The 17,518-nt window shown below is 63.3% G+C and carries 19 protein-coding genes; 14 read left to right on the plus strand and 5 right to left on the minus strand.

The features are described 5' to 3' along the window. Positions 1–85: 85 nt before the first annotated feature. Positions 86–1,765, plus strand: coding sequence for a PQQ-binding-like beta-propeller repeat protein (locus tag AWB80_RS38685; RefSeq protein ID WP_061179924.1), 1,680 nt, complete (start codon positions 86–88; stop codon positions 1,763–1,765). A gap of 28 nt (positions 1,766–1,793) precedes the next feature. Here the strand turns inward: AWB80_RS38685 and AWB80_RS38690 are convergent, their stop codons facing one another. Beyond that, a complete protein-coding gene (locus AWB80_RS38690; RefSeq protein WP_061179900.1) occupies positions 1,794–2,819 on the minus strand; it encodes an AraC family transcriptional regulator in 1,026 nt (341 codons plus the stop codon). A 140-nt stretch (positions 2,820–2,959) separates the two neighbouring features. On the opposite strand from AWB80_RS38690, the gene kce reads away from it, so the two are divergent. From kce to AWB80_RS38730, 8 genes are all read left to right on the plus strand, one after another. After that, positions 2,960–3,898, plus strand: a complete 939-nt coding sequence (kce, locus tag AWB80_RS38695; RefSeq protein WP_061179901.1) for a 3,5-dioxohexanoate:acetyl-CoA acetone transferase — start codon at positions 2,960–2,962, stop codon at positions 3,896–3,898. Positions 3,899–3,945: 47 nt separating this feature from the next. Continuing rightward, positions 3,946–5,289, plus strand: coding sequence for an MFS transporter (locus AWB80_RS38700; RefSeq protein WP_061179902.1), 1,344 nt, complete (start codon positions 3,946–3,948; stop codon positions 5,287–5,289). A 22-nt stretch (positions 5,290–5,311) separates the two neighbouring features. Then, positions 5,312–6,052: a 3-oxoacyl-ACP reductase FabG gene (fabG, locus tag AWB80_RS38705; protein WP_061179903.1), complete on the plus strand. Its 741-nt coding sequence runs from the start codon at positions 5,312–5,314 to the stop codon at positions 6,050–6,052. A gap of 7 nt (positions 6,053–6,059) precedes the next feature. After that, the gene (locus AWB80_RS38710; protein ID WP_061179904.1) at positions 6,060–6,851 is read left to right on the plus strand and encodes an SDR family oxidoreductase; all 792 of its coding nucleotides are present in this window, start codon (positions 6,060–6,062) and stop codon (positions 6,849–6,851) included. An 87-nt stretch (positions 6,852–6,938) separates the two neighbouring features. Continuing rightward, entirely contained in the window at positions 6,939–7,595 is a 657-nt protein-coding gene (locus tag AWB80_RS38715; protein ID WP_061179905.1) for a M24 family metallopeptidase, read from the plus strand. Between the two features lie 22 nt (positions 7,596–7,617). Beyond that, positions 7,618–8,550 (plus strand): LysR family transcriptional regulator, encoded by a 933-nt coding sequence (locus AWB80_RS38720; protein WP_061179906.1) that lies wholly within the window; start codon positions 7,618–7,620, stop codon positions 8,548–8,550. A 133-nt stretch (positions 8,551–8,683) separates the two neighbouring features. Beyond that, positions 8,684–9,886: an NAD-dependent formate dehydrogenase gene (locus tag AWB80_RS38725; RefSeq protein WP_061179907.1), complete on the plus strand. Its 1,203-nt coding sequence runs from the start codon at positions 8,684–8,686 to the stop codon at positions 9,884–9,886. Positions 9,887–10,006: 120 nt separating this feature from the next. Further along, positions 10,007–10,444, plus strand: a complete 438-nt coding sequence (locus AWB80_RS38730; protein ID WP_208635750.1) for an HPP family protein — start codon at positions 10,007–10,009, stop codon at positions 10,442–10,444. Positions 10,445–10,459: 15 nt separating this feature from the next. Here AWB80_RS38730 and AWB80_RS38735 read toward each other — a convergent pair whose 3' ends face one another. Together AWB80_RS38735 and AWB80_RS38740 are read right to left on the minus strand one after the other, a co-directional pair. Beyond that, entirely contained in the window at positions 10,460–11,467 is a 1,008-nt protein-coding gene (locus AWB80_RS38735; protein ID WP_061179908.1) for an aldo/keto reductase, read from the minus strand. Between the two features lie 87 nt (positions 11,468–11,554). After that, the gene (locus AWB80_RS38740; RefSeq protein ID WP_061179909.1) at positions 11,555–12,478 is read right to left on the minus strand and encodes a LysR family transcriptional regulator; all 924 of its coding nucleotides are present in this window, start codon (positions 12,476–12,478) and stop codon (positions 11,555–11,557) included. Between the two features lie 105 nt (positions 12,479–12,583). Between AWB80_RS38740 and AWB80_RS38745 the strand changes: the two genes are divergently transcribed. After that, positions 12,584–13,381 (plus strand): carboxymuconolactone decarboxylase family protein, encoded by a 798-nt coding sequence (locus AWB80_RS38745; protein WP_061179926.1) that lies wholly within the window; start codon positions 12,584–12,586, stop codon positions 13,379–13,381. A 39-nt stretch (positions 13,382–13,420) separates the two neighbouring features. Here AWB80_RS38745 and AWB80_RS38750 read toward each other — a convergent pair whose 3' ends face one another. Both AWB80_RS38750 and AWB80_RS38755 read right to left on the minus strand, forming a co-directional pair. Then, positions 13,421–14,251: an anti-sigma factor family protein gene (locus AWB80_RS38750; protein ID WP_244206981.1), complete on the minus strand. Its 831-nt coding sequence runs from the start codon at positions 14,249–14,251 to the stop codon at positions 13,421–13,423. Then, a complete protein-coding gene (locus AWB80_RS38755) occupies positions 14,248–14,784 on the minus strand; it encodes an RNA polymerase sigma factor (protein WP_061179910.1) in 537 nt (178 codons plus the stop codon). Before AWB80_RS38755 ends, AWB80_RS38750 begins: the two co-directional genes overlap by 4 nt. Before the next feature lie 168 nt (positions 14,785–14,952). On the opposite strand from AWB80_RS38755, the gene AWB80_RS38760 reads away from it, so the two are divergent. The 4 genes from AWB80_RS38760 to tssB all read left to right on the plus strand — a co-directional run bounded on the left by AWB80_RS38760 (position 14,953) and on the right by tssB (position 17,515). After that, the gene (locus AWB80_RS38760; protein WP_035498969.1) at positions 14,953–15,189 is read left to right on the plus strand and encodes a hypothetical protein; all 237 of its coding nucleotides are present in this window, start codon (positions 14,953–14,955) and stop codon (positions 15,187–15,189) included. A gap of 174 nt (positions 15,190–15,363) precedes the next feature. Then, complete coding sequence (locus tag AWB80_RS38765) at positions 15,364–15,849, plus strand: Hcp family type VI secretion system effector (protein WP_061179911.1); 486 nt, start codon at positions 15,364–15,366, stop codon at positions 15,847–15,849. Between the two features lie 44 nt (positions 15,850–15,893). Further along, positions 15,894–16,949: a type VI secretion system protein TssA gene (gene tssA / locus AWB80_RS38770; protein ID WP_061179912.1), complete on the plus strand. Its 1,056-nt coding sequence runs from the start codon at positions 15,894–15,896 to the stop codon at positions 16,947–16,949. Positions 16,950–16,987: 38 nt separating this feature from the next. After that, positions 16,988–17,515 carry a type VI secretion system contractile sheath small subunit gene (gene tssB, locus AWB80_RS38775; RefSeq protein ID WP_061179913.1) on the plus strand — a complete coding sequence of 176 codons (528 nt, stop codon included), beginning with the start codon at positions 16,988–16,990 and terminating at the stop codon, positions 17,513–17,515. Positions 17,516–17,518 lie beyond the last annotated feature (3 nt).

The raw sequence follows: 17,518 nt of genomic DNA on the forward strand, positions 1-17,518 counted from the left end.
GACGCTCGTGTTATTGCTTTGTTAGCATCGTCGTTGCTCGACATTGCGTTGCCCGTTCCGGCCCTCCCGGTGAAGGAGAATGCACATGAATGCGCGTCTTTCCGCTTGTGCCGCCGCACTCGGCGCCATGCTGGTCGCGGCAATCATCGGCGCGTGCAGCGGCGGTGACTCCAGCGGCGATTCGACATCGGCCGCCGCTGGCAGGGCTGCGTCGAGCGTAGCGAATGCATCGAGTGCGGGCACGTCGGCTGCCGGCAATCCGATGGACGTCGTCACCTGGCACAACGACATCGCGCGCACCGGCCAGCAACTGAACGAAACGATCCTCACGCCCGCGAACGTGCGTGCGAGCAGCTTCGGCAAGCTCGCGTTCTTTTCCGTCGATGGCCTCGTCGACGCCCAGCCGCTCTTTCTCGCAGACGTGCCGATCGCGGGCGGCACGCGTAACGTCGTCTACGTCGAGACCGAAAACGCGAGCGTCTACGCCTTCGATGCCGACAGCGGCGCCGTGCTCTGGAAGGTCTCCACGCTCGGCAACGGCGAGTCGCCGAGCGGCGACCACGGCTGCACCCAGATCACCCCGAGGATCGGCATCACGGCGACGCCGGTCATCGATCGCACGCGCGGGCCGAATGGCGCGATCTATGTCGTCGGCATGTCGAGGGACGCGTCGGGCGGCTATCACCAGCGCATCCACGCACTTGACGTCGCCACGGGCGCCGAGCTCTTCAACGGCCCGACGGAAATTCGCGCGACCTATCCGGGCAATGGCTCGGGCAGCCAGAACGGCACGCTCACATTCGATCCGGGCCAGTACGTGGAGCGCGCGGCGTTGCTGCTGCTGAACGGCACCATCTATACCGCATGGACCTCGCACTGCGATTTCCTGCCGTATACCGGCTGGGTGATGGGCTACGACGCGGGCACGCTCCAGCAGACGAGCGTGCTGAACGTGACGCCCAACGGCCAGATGGGCGCGATCTGGATGAGCGGAGCGGGCCTCGCGTCCGACGGCGAGGCCATCTATCTGCTCGATGGAAACGGCACCTTCGACCCGACGCAAAACGAGCACGAGATGCCGATCAACGGCAACTATGGCAACGGCTTTCTGCGACTCAATCTCGGACCGCTGCGGGTGCAGGACTATTTCCAGCCGTCGAACACGATGCAGGAATCGAATCAGGACGAGGATCTCGGCTCCGGCGGCGCGATGGTGCTGCCCGATATGACCGATTCGACCGGCGCGGTGCGCCATCTCGCGATCGGCGCTGGCAAGAACAAGACGATCTACGTCGTGAACCGCTATTCGATGGGCAAGTTCGATTCGAACGCTGACCACATTTACCAGGAACTGGTCGGCCGGCTCGGCGGGTCGATGTTCGGCGCGCCCGCCTATTTCAACAACACGGTGTATTTCGGATCGGTCGGCGACACCATCAAGGCGTTCACGATCTCGAACGCCGCGCTGTCGGGCGCGCCAACGAGCCAGACGGCGAACAGGTTCGGCTTCCCGGGCGCGACGCCGAGCATTTCCGCGAACGGCACGGCGAACGGCATCCTGTGGGCGGCGGAAAACGGCACGGTCGGTGTGCTGCGCGCATACGACGCGATGAATCTCGCAAACCAGCTTTACAGCAGCAACGACTTCGGCGCGCGAGACCAGTTCGGCCAGGGCAACAAGTTCATCACGCCGATGATCGCGAACGGCAAGGTGTATGTGGGCACGAGGAGCGGTGTAGCCGTGTTCGGATTGCTGTCGAGATAGAGGGGGCGCTCGCCGGGATCATCTTCGTTCAGCGACGAAGCTCCTCCGCCCCCTTCCCCGTCCAGCGCTTGAGCGCGCGACGGAAATTCGCGGCATCGCTGAATCCAAGCAGCATCGCGACGTCCTCGGTGCTCATCTTCGTCGTTTTGAGATATTCGAGCGCGAGCGAGCGTTTGACATCATCGACGATTGCCTGGAAGGACGAACCTTCTTCGTCCAGTCGCCGCCTCAGGGTGCGCGATGTCAGATGCATCGACTTCGCGACGCTCTCCATGTCGGGAAAGGATCCAGGCGTGGCCATCAGGCTCTGATACACCTCGCCCGAGACGCCACTGGATGTCTTCGCCTGTCCAATCAACCGGTCGCAGGTCTCTTGCAGCAAGGTCGTCGTAAGAGGGTGAGCGAGTTGCGGCTTCCGTTCGAGAATGGCGCTGTCGTAAATCAACTCGCATTGCTCCTGATCGAAGAGGCATTCGCATCCGAGATACTCGGCGTAGATGTCCGCGTGCACCGGCGCGGGATATGAGAAGCACGCTTTCACCGGCGGGCATACACCGCCGGCGACGTCCTGAAGATGCGTCACGTGTTGCGTGTATTGCTGCTCGATGATGAATTCGCGCAGTTCACGCGACGGACTCGAGGTGAACGCATCGGGAAATGTCCAGACCATGCGATCCGGATACTCCGTCCATTCGATAGCGACGGTCGGCGTCGCCAGCCGGTGATACTTCACGCCGAGTTTGAAATAGTCGCGCAACGACAAACACGACATGAGCGCGTAGCCATACATCCCATAGGCGGACAAGTGCAGCTTGCGTCCGACCTTGAAGGGCGTCGCCGGCTCGCAACCCAGCGACACGGCGTTCCTGCAGACAGACGCGTACTGCCCGACGGACGTGAGAACCGATGCGTCCTGCAGTTCGGCAACCGTGACGCCCGAGCCGCTCAGGCTGTCTTCGGGCGCGATGCCTTGCTCTGCAAGCACCTCGACCAGTGCGGCGATCTTGTAGGGCGCGAACATACGCTCGTTCAGCGGAGGGCGAAGAGTAGCCATTTTTTCTGTTGTCCTCTGAGGACTCGCGGGTGTCCGAAAAAGACCTTTTCTCGCGGATGCTACCTCAATAAGATTCGAGTCACAAGGCGCCACTCCGTGCAAGGGAGGCGCTGAACGGAAACGGAGACAAGGATTTTTCGATGAGCGATTCGAGCCGCAAGGTCATCATTTCGTGCGCTGTCACGGGCGCCACCCACGTTCCGACGATGTCGGAGCATCTGCCGATCACCCCCGCCCAGATCCGTGACCAGGCGATCGAAGCCGCCGAAGCGGGCGCGGCGATCATCCATCTCCACGCGCGCGATCCGAACGACGGCCGCCCGACGCCGAACCCCGACATCTTTCGCGAATTCGTCCCCGCCATCGCAGAAGCGACGGACGCGGTCATCAACATCACGACAGGCGGCAGCACGCGCATGACCCTGGAAGAGCGGCTCGCTTATCCGCTGCGTGCAGCGCCCGAGATGTGTTCGCTCAACATGGGTTCGATGAACTTCTCGATCCATCCGCTCGCGGCGAAAACATCGTCCTGGCGTTACGAATGGGAAAAGGGCTATGTCGAGGGCATGGAAGACATGATCTTCCGCAACACCTTCAAGGACATAAAACGCATCCTGCTCGAACTCGGCGATAAAGGTACCCGATTCGAGTTCGAATGCTATGACCTCGGACATCTCTACAATCTCGCGCATTTCGTCGATCAGGGCTTGATCAAGCCACCGTTCTTCATTCAGTCGGTGTTCGGCATTCTCGGCGGCATGGGCGCGGACCCGGAGAACATGACCGTGATGCGCGCAACGGCCGACCGCCTGTTCGGACGCGAGAACTATCACTTCTCCGTGCTCGGCGCGGGCCGTCACCAGATGCCGCTGGTCACGATGAGCGCGATTCTCGGCGGCAACGTCCGCGTCGGGCTGGAAGACAGCGTGTACATCGCCAAGGGCGTCAAGGCCGAGTCGAACGCGCAGCAGGTGCGCAAGATCCGTCGAATCCTCGAAGAGCTGTCGCTCGACATCGCGTCGCCGGACGAAGCGCGCGCGATGCTCGGGCTGAAAGGGCGCGACAAGGTCACACCGTAAAACTCTCGATATTCGCAGACAGGGCGCAGACCCATCCCGGAGACAACATGAACATCATCGATAACTTCGACACGCTGCATCGCGCCGCGACGCGCAAAGCGATGCAGCGACTCATTCCACTCATGTGTGCGATCTACTTCATGTCGTTCCTCGATCGCACGAACGTCGCGCTGGCGAAAGCGCAACTGGCCATCGACGTCGGCATCAGTGCCGCCGCGTATGGATTGGGTTCGGGCATCTTCTTCATCGGCTATGCCTTGCTGGAGGTGCCGAGCAATCTTGCCGCGCATCGCATCGGGCCGCGTCGATGGATCGCGAGAATCGCGGTGACGTGGGGCATTCTTTCCACCGCGATGATGCTGGTGCAGGGCGAATGGTCGTTCTACGTTCTGCGCGTGTTGCTGGGCATCGCCGAGGCCGGGCTCTTTCCGGCGCTCATGTACATGGTCACGCTGTGGTTCGCACCGAACGACAAGCCGGTCGTCGTGGGCTGGATCTACATCGCGCCGGCGCTTGCGCTGATGCTCGGCAGTCCGCTCGGCGGCGCGCTGATGCAGATGAACGGCCTCGGCGGCCTTCATGGCTGGCAGTGGATGTTCATGATCGAGGGCATTCCCAGCGTTCTGGTCGGCATTCTGCTTTTCTTCAAGATGCCGGAACGTCCGCGCGACGCCCGCTGGCTGTCCGCCGAGGAAGCGCAGGCGCTGGAGTCGCGTGCCGCCGCCGATGCGCAAGGACATCCCGAACTCACGTCTTCCGACTGGATGGCGGCGTTGAAGCGCCCGACGACCGTTCTGATGGGCCTGATCTACTTCCTCAACCAGGTGGCGTTCGTCGGGCTGTACTTTTTCGCGCCCTCGATGATTCAGCAGATGCACGTCAAGTCGCCGCTGCTCGTCGGGGTGCTCGCCGCGAGCGTCGGTCTTGGTTTCCTGCTGGGCGTGTTGATCCTGCCACGGATTCATCGGCGCTACGGCAACGACTGCGCGTTCCTGGGCATGCTCACGGTGGGACTCATCGCCGGCGCGTGCGCGTTCATCGCCACCTCGAGCCCCGCGGCGCGCATGGTGCTGCTTGCGGTGACAGCGTTCTTTGCCGGCGGCGTGTTGCCGTCGTACTGGGCGATTGCGATGAAGCGCCTGCACGGCATTCAGGCCGCGGCAGGTCTCGCGTTCATCAACACGATCGGGTTGATCGGCGGGTTCGTCGGACCCTACCTGTTCGGATTGGCCGAGACCGTGACCGGACGTAGCGATTCGGGCTTTTACATCATTCTCGTGGCGTCGTTGCTCGGGCTGTTGCTCGTGCCGTTGTTTGCAAAGGCGATTCGCCGCGAGACCGAAGCATCGTCCCCGCTTGGCAACGGCAGTGCTGCCGGCATGCAATCCTGAACCATCGACACAGAGCGAAAAGATGAGACTACAGAAAAAGGTAACGCTGATTACGGGCGCGGGGCAGGGCATTGGCGCAGCTACCGCTCGCAAGTTCGCGCAGGAAGGTGCGACGGTCGTCGTGTGCGATGTCAACGAGCAAGCGCTCAAGAAAGTGACGGAGGCTTGCCAGAAGGCGGGTGCAGAAACGGCGGCATACTGCATCGACATGACTGACCGGCTCGCCGTCGACGAGGTGGTCGCAAGCGTGATCAAACGCTTCGGCCGCGTCGACGTGCTCGTGAACAACGCGGGCATCACGCGCGACGCCCGTCTCCAGAAGATGACCCTCGACCAGTTCGACGCGGTCATCGACGTCAACCTGCGCGCTGTCTTCCATGCAAGCCAGGCCGTCGCAGAAGGGATGATCGTGCGAGGCTCGGGCGTCATTCTGAATGCGAGTTCGGTCGTCGGCATCTATGGGAATTTCGGCCAGACCAACTACGCCGCGTCCAAGTTCGGTGTGATCGGTTTCACGAAGACTTGGAGCCGGGAGCTCGGGCCGAAGGGCATTCGCGTCAATGCTGTCGCGCCCGGGTTTATCGACACGTCGATCCTGTCGACGATCCCCGAAGACGTTCTGCACAGGATGCGCGAACAGGTGCCGCTGGGCCGCCTCGGTGCGCCGGAAGAGGTTGCGAACGTCTACGCGTTTCTCGCCAGCGACGAGGCGAGCTACATCAATGGCGCTGTAATCGAAGTGTCCGGCGGCATGACGCTCTGAAATCCACATGAATACTTTTGAACTGTTGAAGCCGCGGCCTGGCTTGCGGGTATTGATCACCGGCGCGGCTGCGGGCATCGGCGCCGCGATGGCTCAGGCGTTCGTCGAGGCCGACGCGAAGGTCATGATCTGCGACGTCGATGCCGCAGCCGTCGAAGCCTTTACGTCGACGAATACGTCGTTGCGTGGCTGCGTCGCGGACGTGAGCGACGCGGACCAGGTCGATCAGGTCGTCGCGGCAACCGGGCGCGCGCTGGGCGGACTCGATCTGTTGATCAACAACGCCGGGATCGCCGGTCCGACAGGGGCTATCGAAGATATCGACGCGCAGCAGTGGGAGCGCACGGTCACGACCAATCTGAACGGACAGTTCAACTTCCTGCGCAAGGCGGTGCCGCTCATGAAGGAGACTTCGCGGAGTGCGAGCATCATCACGATGTCTTCGGTTGCGGGAAGGCTCGGCTACGCGTTTCGCACGCCCTACGCGGCGACGAAATGGGCGCTGGTCGGGCTCACCAAATCGCTCGCGATCGAGTTGGGGCCCAGCGACATTCGAGTCAACGCCATTCTGCCGGGCATCGTGCAAGGGGAACGGATGGATCGCGTGATCGCCGCGCGGGCGGAATCGCTGGGCGTGACGGTAGACGCGATGCGCGACGACTACCTGAGGAAGATCTCGTTGCGTCGCATGGTGACGGTGCAGGACATCTCCGCCACGGCGCTTTTTCTTGCTTCCCCCGCTGCTCGCAACATCACCGGACAGTCGATCAGCGTCGACGGGAACGTAGAGTATCTCTGAGCGACTCGCCGTGTGCCGATCGAAGTGGCGGCGTGGACAGATTCGACGCGCCTCGTTATATTTGGGAGGATATAACGTGGAGCGGCAATGGAAACGGCACAAGAACGCGTCGGAGAGAAGTTCACACTGGAATCGATGAAGTTCGCGCGAGACCGGACCTGGGACGTGGTCAACGAGCTCGGCGCAATCATCGCGCCGGGCATGCTCGAATCGGAGGCGACGGCTGCGTGCAAGCGCATCATGACCTCGCTCGGCATGGAGCGCATCTGGCATCCGTCGCTGGTGCGCTTCGGCGCGAACACGCTCAAGACCTTCAAGGAACGCTCCGAGGGCGATCCGCGGCTGGGCGACGACGACATTTTCTTCATCGACCTCGGCATCGTCTGGCACGGGCACGAAGGCGATGCGGGCGCTACTTTCGTCGTCGGCGACGATGCGGAAATGAAGGCATGCGCGGCCGCCGCGAAACAGATTTTCGACGATGTCGAAGCGCGCTGGCGTGCGACCGGTTCGAGCGGCAAGGCACTCTACGAGTATGCGGAAGAACGCGCGCACGAACTCGGCTGGCGGCTCAATCTGGACATCAAGGGCCATCGCGTGAGCGATTTTCCGCATGCCATCTATAAGGCCGGCAAGCTCGGCGATTTCGACGCGTGCCCTGACGTCGGTCTGTGGATTCTGGAAATTCAGATCGCACATCCGACGCGGCCCTTCGGCGCGTTCTACGAAGATCTGCTCGCGTGAGCGGCCGTAAAGACGCGTCCACATGTTCATCCGCCAACTGAAATATCTCGTCACGCTCGCGACCGAGCAGCATTTCGCGAAAGCGGCCGAGTTGTGCAACGTGTCGCAGCCGGCCTTGTCCTCGGCAATCCGCAGCCTCGAAACGGAACTGGGCCTCGTGATCGTCAAACGGGGGCGGCGCTTCCTTGGCTTCACGGAGGAGGGCGAGCGCGTGCTCGGCTGGGCGCGCCAGACGCTCGCCGCGCTCGAACACATGCGCCAGGATGCGTCGGCGTCGCAGGTGCGCCTGAGCGGGACGCTGCGCTTCGGCGTGATCCCGACCACCATGCCGATCATCGGCCTGTTGCTCGGCGCGTGCCGCGCCCAGCACGCGGAGATCCATTACACCGTGCGCTCGCTGAGTTCCGACGTCATTCTCCGTCAACTCGACGACTACGAGATCGACATCGGCTTCACGTACCTCGACAAACGCGTGCAGGCCGGCTTCGCGGTTCTGCCGCTGTATCTCGAACGCTATTTTCTGCTGTCACCGGCGGGGGCGCACTCGCGTGCTCGCCCGCGCGCGGCGCGCTGGTCGGAGCTGGGCAACCTGCCGTTCTGTCTGCTCGGCACGGCCATGCAGAATCGCCAGGTGATCAGCGCGGCGTTCAGGCGCGCGAGCGTGCAGCCGACCGTCGTGCTGGAAACCGATTCGCTGCTCGCCCTGCATTCGAACGTGCAGCACGCGGGGCTGCACAGCATCCTTCCGCATAGTCTTCTCAGTGTGATCGACGGCAAGGAACGCGGCGTGCGCGCGATTCCCCTCGAACCCGAACTCACACGCGAGATCGGGCTCATTACGCGCAGCGCGCCGGCCATGCCGCCGCTCGTCGCGGCGATGTGGAGCGCGGTCGGCGAACTCGATCTCCAGCAGCGCTTCGATACGCTGTTGCCGCGCGCGCAACGCGGCGCTTGATAAGCCGCGCTTATCAGCGCATACGTCCAAACGATTGGACGCGACCATACCCGTTCGCCGAGACTTGGCTCCATCGACCCGGCGCATCATGGCTCGCCGGGTCGATCTTTCAAATCAAACGGAGCGAGACGATATGGCCAAGGTCCTTTGCGTGCTTTACGACGATCCCGTCAACGGCATGCCGAAAAAATACGCCCGCGACGGCGTGCCCGAAATCACGAGCTATCCCGGCGGCCAGACCGCGCCGACGCCCGATGCAATCGACTTCACGCCGGGCGAGTTGCTCGGCAGCGTATCGGGCGAACTGGGCTTGCGGCGCTTTCTCGAATCGCAAGGGCATACGCTGGTCGTCACGTCCGACAAGGACGGACCGGATTCCGTGTTCGAGCGCGAACTGCATGATGCGGAAGTCGTGATTTCGCAGCCGTTCTGGCCGGCGTACCTGACGGCCGAGCGCATCGCGAAGGCGCCGAAGCTCAAGCTCGCGCTCACAGCCGGAATCGGCTCGGATCACGTCGATCTGCAGGCCGCGATCGAGCGCGGCGTCACGGTCGCCGAGGTGACGTACTGCAACAGTATCAGCGTGGCCGAACACGTCGTCATGATGATCCTCTCGCAAGTGCGCAACTATCTGCCCTCGCACGAGTGGGTGAAGAAGGGCGGCTGGAACATCGCCGATTGCGTCGAACGTGCCTACGACCTCGAAGGCATGCACGTGGGCACGGTGGCGGCCGGGCGTATCGGTATTGCCGTGTTGCGCCGTCTGAAACCGTTCGACGTCAAGCTGCATTACACGGACCGCCATCGTCTGTCCGCTGAGATCGAGCGCGAGCTCAACCTGACGTGGCACGACAGCGTCGAATCGATGGTGAAGGTCTGCGACATCGTGACGATCAACTGTCCGCTTCACCCCGAGACCGAGCATCTGTTCAACGAGAAGATGATCTCGAAGATGAAGCGTGGCGCGTACATCGTCAACACTGCGCGCGGCAAGATCTGCGATCGGGATGCCATCGTGCACGCGCTCGAAACCGGGCAGCTCGCAGGCTACGCAGGCGATGTCTGGTTCCCGCAGCCCGCGCCGCGTGATCATCCGTGGCGCACGATGCCGCACCAGGGCATGACGCCGCACACGTCCGGCACGACGCTGTCCGCGCAGACGCGCTATGCGGCCGGCACGCGTGAGATTCTGGAATGCTGGTTCGGCGAGCGTCCGATTCGCGACGAGTACCTGATCGTCGATGGCGGCAAGCTCGCCGGTACCGGTGCGCATTCCTATTCCGCCGGCAACGCGACCAAAGGCTCGGAAGAAGCAAGCCGATTCAAGGTTGCCTGATTGGGCATGGCCATCGCGCCGCGATGGGTGAGACCTCACGCATCGCGGCGTATCAACCAAACTCGTCACGACGAAATGGAAAATGTATCCGGCGGAGGGATGCGAGCAACGGCTCGCATCATGGCAGGACCTGCGTTGCTCGGTTTTCTTGGGGGCACAGTGGCGATCGGCGTCCTCGGCATGCTCGCGAAGACCACGGGCTTGCCGCTTCTGATCGCGCCTTTCGGCGCGTCGTGCGTGCTGCTTTTCGCGGTGCCCGAGAGCGCGTTTGCCCAGCCGAGGAATCTCGTGTTCGGGCATTTGATTGCATCTGCGATTGGCGTAGGCGTCTGCGCGCTCGCAGGCGTCGGCTTATGGCAGATGGCGATCGCCGTCGGACTCGCTATCGCGGCGATGCAACTGACGCGCACGGTGCACCCGCCGGCGGGCGCGGACCCGCTGGTCATCATGCTGGCGGGCGGGGCGTCGGTGAAGTTTCTGCTGCTGCCCGTGCTCGCCGGGGTGCTTTGCCTGTTGCTGATCTCGCGGCTGTTCAACTCTGGCTTTCGCGGTCGCTAGTGACCGCCGGCGCGCCTACACAGGACGGCCCTCGACCGGATAGTTGGGGTCCGTGTAGCCGGGCGTCGATGCATGACCGGCGGGTACCAGACTGTCCACGAACCGTTCGTCATCCAAACCGAGCTGGAAGGTCAGCGCATCCATATAGCTGTCCCATTGCGCTTCCGTGCGAGGCCCGGCGATGGCAGCGCTCACCAGCTTGTTCCGAAGCACCCACGCGATCGCGAACGCTATCGAAGTGGTGCCGCGTTCGGCGGCGTGCGCCGCGACCTTCTGTGCGATGGCGAGCGATTCAGGACGCCACTCGGTCTGCTGGATGCGTTTGTCGCCGCGCGCGACGCGCGAGTCGACTGGCGGTGCGTCGCCGGGCGCGTATTTGCCGGTCAGTACGCCTCGCGCGAGCGGGCTGTAGGGCACGACGCCAATGCCGTAGTGTCCGGCCGCGGGCATCAGTTCCAGCTCGGCGGTGCGGTCGACCATGTTGTAGACCGGCTCGATCGCGACGGGGCGATCGATACCCATCTGATCCGCAAGGCGGACGATCTCCGCGATGCGCCAGGCGCGGAAGTTGGACAGGCCGAAGTAACGCACCTTGCCCTGTCGAATGAGGTCGCCGATGGCGCGAACGCCTTCCTCCAGCGGCGCGTCGTTGAGCGCCCGATGGAAATAGAGCACATCGATGTAGTCGGTGCTGAGGCGTTTCAGGCTGGCGTCGACCGTCCGGCAGATCCATTTGCGTGACTGGCCTTGCTCGTTTGGGCGAGCGTTGGCCGAAGCCGGATACCCGAACTTGGTCGCCACGATCCAGTCGTCGCGCCGCTGAGCGATCGCGCGCCCGACGATTTCTTCGGATCGACCGGCGTGGTACACGTCGGCGGTGTCGAGAAAGTTGACGCCTTGATCGAACGCCTTGTCGATGATCCGGCGCGAGGTTGCTTCATCCGTTTCGCCGCCGAACATCATCGTGCCCAGACAGAGGGGCGAAACCTTCAGGGCACTGCGCCCCAGATATCGATAGTCCATTCCAGTCATCTCCATGCAGGCTGCAATGATAGGGTGGACGTATCCAGCGATAAAGTACGTAAAACGGCAAACCCTCATGAGATGGATTCATGAATTCCGCGATCGGTGCTTCGGCTCGCCCTTGCGATAGCGGATCGCGTCGATCACGACGGTCATCGCGCGTGAGAACTCGCGTCGGGTCGCGTAGCACGCGTGCAGGCCCGGGAAAGTGGGACACCAGTCATCCAGTACTTTGACGAGGCGACCCGCTTGGACGTGCGGCTGGACAAGATCCGCGGGAACGTAGGCCAGGCCGTACCCCGACAACGCCGCAGCCAGCATCTGGTACGTCCCATTGAAAGCGAGCTGGCCATCGACGCGAACCTGCACCTCGCGATTGCCTTTCTTCAACTCCCACGAGTAGAAGCCACCTAGAGTCGGCAAGCGGAGATTGATGCAGTTGTGTGCGGTGAGGTCCTGAGGCTTCTTGGGTAACGCGCGCGTCTTCAGGTATTCCGGCGCTCCGACAATCGCCATGCGCATTTCGGGGGCGAGGCGAACGGCGATCATGTCCTTCGCGACCTGATCGCCGTGTCGAACCCCGATGTCGTAGCGGTCTGCCACGATATCCGAGAGGCCATAGTCGGTGATGATTTCCACCTTGAGGTCCGGATAGTCACGCAGGACCGGCGACAGCCTGGGCCACAGAATCGTCTCGGTCGCGTAGTCGGTTGCGGTAATGCGGATCGTGCCTGCAGGTGTGTCGCGGAACTCTGATACGGCGGCCAGTTCGGCATCGATCTCCTCAAAGCGGGGAGCGACCGTCTGAATGAGACGCTCGCCAGCTTCCGTCGGCGCCACGCTGCGCGTCGTGCGGGTGAGCAGCCGCATGCCAAGCCGGGACTCGAGCGCCCGGATGGTATGACTCAGGGCGGATTGCGATACGCCGAGCTGCGCGGCGGCGCGCGTGAAGCTGCGCTCGCGCGCGACGGCAATCAGTGCGAGGAGGTCGTTGTAGCTTTCGCGACGCATTGATGAACTCGATTCATAGGTGTTTGCCGATTCTAGCGCCTAGTCGCGGGCATCGGGGCGCGTTAGATTTCAGATTTGCGGACTAAGCGACCGGAGGACATGCCGATGAGGATATTCGCCGTGGCGGTGCTGTCTGTAGCGCTCGGCACGACCGCCTGCTCGCAGCTCGAAAGGAAACCTGATATGACCAGTACGGATCACTTATCTTTCACGACATCGTTTGCCGGAATGAGCAACGTTTCACCTGCTCTCGAGCGCTACACGAACGACGTAGTGCTGGGTAATCTGTGGAAACGCCCGCAACTGTCTGCACGAGATCGAAGTGTCGTTACGCTCTCGGTCCTGATCGCCCGAAATCAGAGCGCGGAGTTGCCGTCTTATCTCGATCTCGCGCTCGACAGCGGACTGACGCCCGGCGAGATTTCAGAAATCATCACCCATCTCGCGTTTTATTCCGGTTGGGCCAACGCCACCGCTGCTGCGAAAGTGACGAGCACCGTGTTCGAGCGACGTGGAATCACTGCGGCGCAGTTGCCGGACGCGACGGTCGAGCTTCTCCCGCTTGACAAAGCCGCGGAGGCCCTGCGAGAAAGCACGGTACAACAGAATTTCGGCCTGGTGTCGCCCGGGGTGCTTCAGTTCACCCGCGACACGCTGTTCAATGACTTGTGGTTACGGCCCGGTCTGGCGCCGAGGGATCGCAGTCTCGTCACCGTCAGCGCTCTGGTTGCGACGGGACAGGTCGCGCAACTCACCTATCACCTGAATCGCGCGATGGATAACGGACTGATTGCGGAACAGGCGTCCGAAGTGATGACGCAACTGGCCTTTTATGCTGGCTGGCCGAATGTGTTTTCAGCGCTTCCGGTTGTCAAGGACGTCCTGGCGAAGCGCCCCGCGTGATGCATGCGCCGCGCCCGCGGTCCGCGGCGCACGCGCTCGCTAACTGTCGTGCGATACGTCCACGCGATCGCTGTATAGCGGAACCGTCTTCCCACTGGCGATGCTGTTGCCGACGGCCTGCAGATCGAGCGAAGGCGTTTTGGCGAGCAGCACGTAAGCGAGCCGGTTGGCGCGCCACGTGACGGTCTTCATTTCCCCGACCTGACCCGAGCGCACCGGCGCGTCGCCCTCGTTTTCCTCGATCACGCACAGGGCGACCGGATCGCCGCGCTCCGGCAGATACACCATCTGGATGAGCGGGCGGTCATGGTAATTCAGGCGCTGCACGCGCTTGAACTTGAGACCGACCTGACGCAGATCGGGAACCGCGACCGGCATGCCGTCGCGCTGGTGGATATCGGCCAGAACCTGCTCCGTGCTGGCCTTGTCGTCCCGCAGATTGGCGACCGTGTCGCGTCCGTAGAGCACTTGATAGTCCGCCACGCTTTGCACCCACGGATCGGCGCCGCGATTCAACGGATTGTAGCCGCCGAGATAACCGGTGAGCACGCCCGAGCAGACCGCACCCGCGACGAAGGCCGCGGCCGCCCACTGCATCGAAAAGCGGCGCGTGCCGCGCGACGCCTTGCGCTCCTGGGGCGCGCTGACGCTCACCAGCTCCTCGATGCGGCGCGTGAGGCTGTCCGGCACGGGCGGAACCGTTTGCCGGTCGTACGCGGCGCGATACGGCAGGACCGACGCCTGCAGCGCCGCTGCGCGCGCCGCCAGTTCGTCGGAGTGCGCGATCGCCGCTTCGACTTCCGCGCGCTGCTCCGGCGAAAGCTCCCCGTCGACGTACGACATCAGCAGCGAATCATCGACATTCATCATAAGGATTCCCCTTTTCTAGTTGTTGCCGTCGAGGCCTGCACGCTGAATTTCTGACCGATCGTAAGCCGCGCGCGCGACAGCCGGCTCATGACCGTGCCGATCGGCACGTCGAGCACCTCGGCCGCCTCGCGATAGCTCAGGCCTTCGATCGCCACCAGCACCATCACGACGCGCTGCGCTTCGGGCAGCGTCTCGACCGCGTCAATCACCTGGCGATGCAGCAAATCGAGCTCCGGGTTACGCGCCGAAGGATCGGCGAACGATTCGATCTCCTCGTCCTGCCAGTCCATGCTGCCGCGGCTGCGGATCGAACGAGCGCGCAATTCGTTCATCCACGTCGAATGCACGATCGAAAACAGCCAGCTCAGCGTCGACGTGCCCGGCTGCAACTGACTGCGCCGCTCCAGCGCCCGCACGCAGGCGCGCTGCACCAGATCTTCGGCATCGTGCTGGTTCTGCGTGAGCCGCAGCGCGAACCGCCATAGCCGCGGCAACAGCGTCGGCAGGACGGTCGTCAGGTCGTCGTCGTTCATCGCGGCAACTCCTGTGATGGGCGCGCTCATGATTGACAACACTCCAGAACCCGATCTATTCCAGAAATTTTTCGATTTTTTTTGCGGAATAAGCAGCCGGGGGCGGCTGTTTTCGGGTCACGGATCGCGCAACGGCGCGCACTCGAACCACCGAATAGGAGACAGATCATGGAGACCCTCCTCGACCGGGCCCGGCAGGCAGGCATGGCGGTCATGCTGGACGCGTGCATCGGACGCGAACGTTTTCATAGCATAGCCGGTTCGACGGCAACCCTCGCACGATTTGCGCAACTTTGCGAAGCGCCGGCGGTGAGTCGTAACACGCTTGAAAGCTGGGCTGCGCTCTGCGAACGCGGCGACGCGACAGCCGTGGCGGCGGCGATCCGCCGCGCGCTCGGCGAATGAACCCCGACGTGAATAGTGGTTGATGTGCGACGTTTAAAACGCGTCGAAGCATCGATACAAATTAGGCATCCAAATCAATGCGGTGCATCCAAAGCCCGCAAACCAAGCTTCGCGATCCAATGGCGACGCGAATTTTGCCTGTGCCGCAAGGCGCATTTTTCTCTGGAGACTGACATGGCTGTAGATATGTTTCTGAAGCTGGGCGATATCAAGGGTGAATCTCTGGCGGTGGGTCACACCGAAGAGATCGAAGTGCTGAGCTGGTCCTGGGGCTGTTCGCAGATGGGCACCACGCACACCGGCACGGGCGGCGGCACCGGGACCGCGTCGGTGCAGGACCTCACGATCAGCAAGTACGTCGACAAGAGCTCGCCCACGATCGTGCAGTCGTGCTGCCAGGGCGTGCACATGCCCGAGGCCGTGCTCACGCTGCGCAAGGCGGGCGGCAACGAGCCGGTCGAGTATCTGAGGATCACGCTCAAGGAAGTGCTCATCAGCAGCCACTCGGTGGGCTCGGGCGGCGGCGACCAGATTGCCGAGAGCGTCACGCTCAACTTCGCGCAATTCAACATGGAGTATCAGCCGCAGGACAACACCGGCGCGAAGAAGGGCGGCGTGGTGACGGGCAAGTGGAACATCCCGAAGAACAAGTCGGAATGAACCGCCCGCTCACGAACTAACCCACGCCTCTTTCGGACCTCACCATGAATCGCGCAGATATCGCAGCCTGGCTCACCGACCTCTCGCCGGATGTTCCGTGCGGCGCGGACGAAGAGTACAGCGCCGATTTCCGGTCGCTGGAAGAGGCGCTCGCCGGCAAGCCCGACGCCCAGTACGGCGGCACCGTGATCGCCGCCACGCCGCCCGACTGGACGCTCGCCCACTCGCTCTCGATGACCTTGCTCGAACGCACGCGCGACTTGCGCGTGGCGGTGCATTACACGCGTTCGGGCACGGTCCGCGAGGGTTTCATCGGACTGGCGCGCGGCCTTGCGCTGATCGAAGGGCTGCTCGATCAGCACTGGGGCGGCGTGCATCCGCAGCTCGATGCCAGCGACGACGACGATCCGATCGCGCGGGTCAACGCGCTCTCGGCGCTCGTCGACGACGCGGGACTGGTGGGCGATCTGCGCGACGTGCCGTTCGTCGCGCCGCGCGGCCAGCGCGGTTTCGCACTGCGCGAACTCGATGTGATGGCGGGTGAAGCGCCGCTTGTCGAAGGCGACGAGATGCCGACGCTCGCGGCGATCGATGCGGCGTTCGCGCAGGCAGGCATCGGCGCAGCGCGGGCGATGAGCGCGGCGCTCTCGGCGGCGCGGGCGTCGCTCGCGCAGATCGAGAGCACGCTGACCGCTCGCGTGGGGCCGGCGCGCGCGCTCGATTTCGGGCCGCTCGCGCGGCCGCTCGGACGCATCGGGGAGTTCGTGGCGGCGCGGGTCGAAGTGCTGGATCCGGATACAGGGGAAAGGGGAAGGGTGATGGAGACCAGCAGCAGTGAAGAGGGCGCGGGTTCCGGTCCGGCGACGCATCGAGTCGTCGCGGCCGGGCCCGCAGCGCCCCGGCGCATCGCGAGCGCGCAAGACGTGAGCGACGCGCTCGACGCGATCTGCGCGTACTACGCGGAGTGCGAGCCGTCGAGCCCGTTGCCGGTGCTGCTGCGCCGCGCGCGGAGGCTGGTCGGCAAGAGCTTCATCGAAATCATCGAGGACGTCGCGCCGGACGGCGCGCATCAATTCAGGCATCTGGGCGGCGTCGTCTGAGCGGCCCTGGAAACAAGCAAAGCAAAGGAGCAGACATCGTGGCAAAGGAAAGCAGTCAGAAATTCATCGCGCGCAACCGCGCGCCGCGCGTGCAGATCGAATACGACGTCGAAATCTACGGCTCGGAGAAGAAGGTCAACCTGCCCTTCGTGATGGGCGTGCTCGCGGATCTGGCGGGACAGCCCGCCGAGCCGCTCGCGCCCGCCGCCGAACGGAAGTTTCTCGAAATCGACGTGGACAACTTCGACGAACGTCTCAAGTCGATGAAGCCGCGCGTCGCGGTGCAGGTGCCCAACACGCTGACGGGCGACGGCAACGTCGCGGTCGATCTGACCTTCGAGAGCATGGACGACTTCACGCCCGCCGCGATCGCACGCAAGGTCGAGCCGCTGCGGCAACTGCTGGAAGCGCGCACGCAACTGGCGAACCTCCTGACCTACATGGACGGCAAGACCGGCGCCGAAGCGCTGATCGCCCGTCTGCTCGAAGAGCCCGCGTTGATGAAGGCGCTCGCCACCCAGCCTCGTCGGAACGACGACGCAGACCAACCCGTCACCGGAGCATGACGC

Source organism: Caballeronia pedi (assembly GCF_001544915.2).
GTDB lineage: Bacteria > Pseudomonadota > Gammaproteobacteria > Burkholderiales > Burkholderiaceae > Caballeronia > Caballeronia pedi.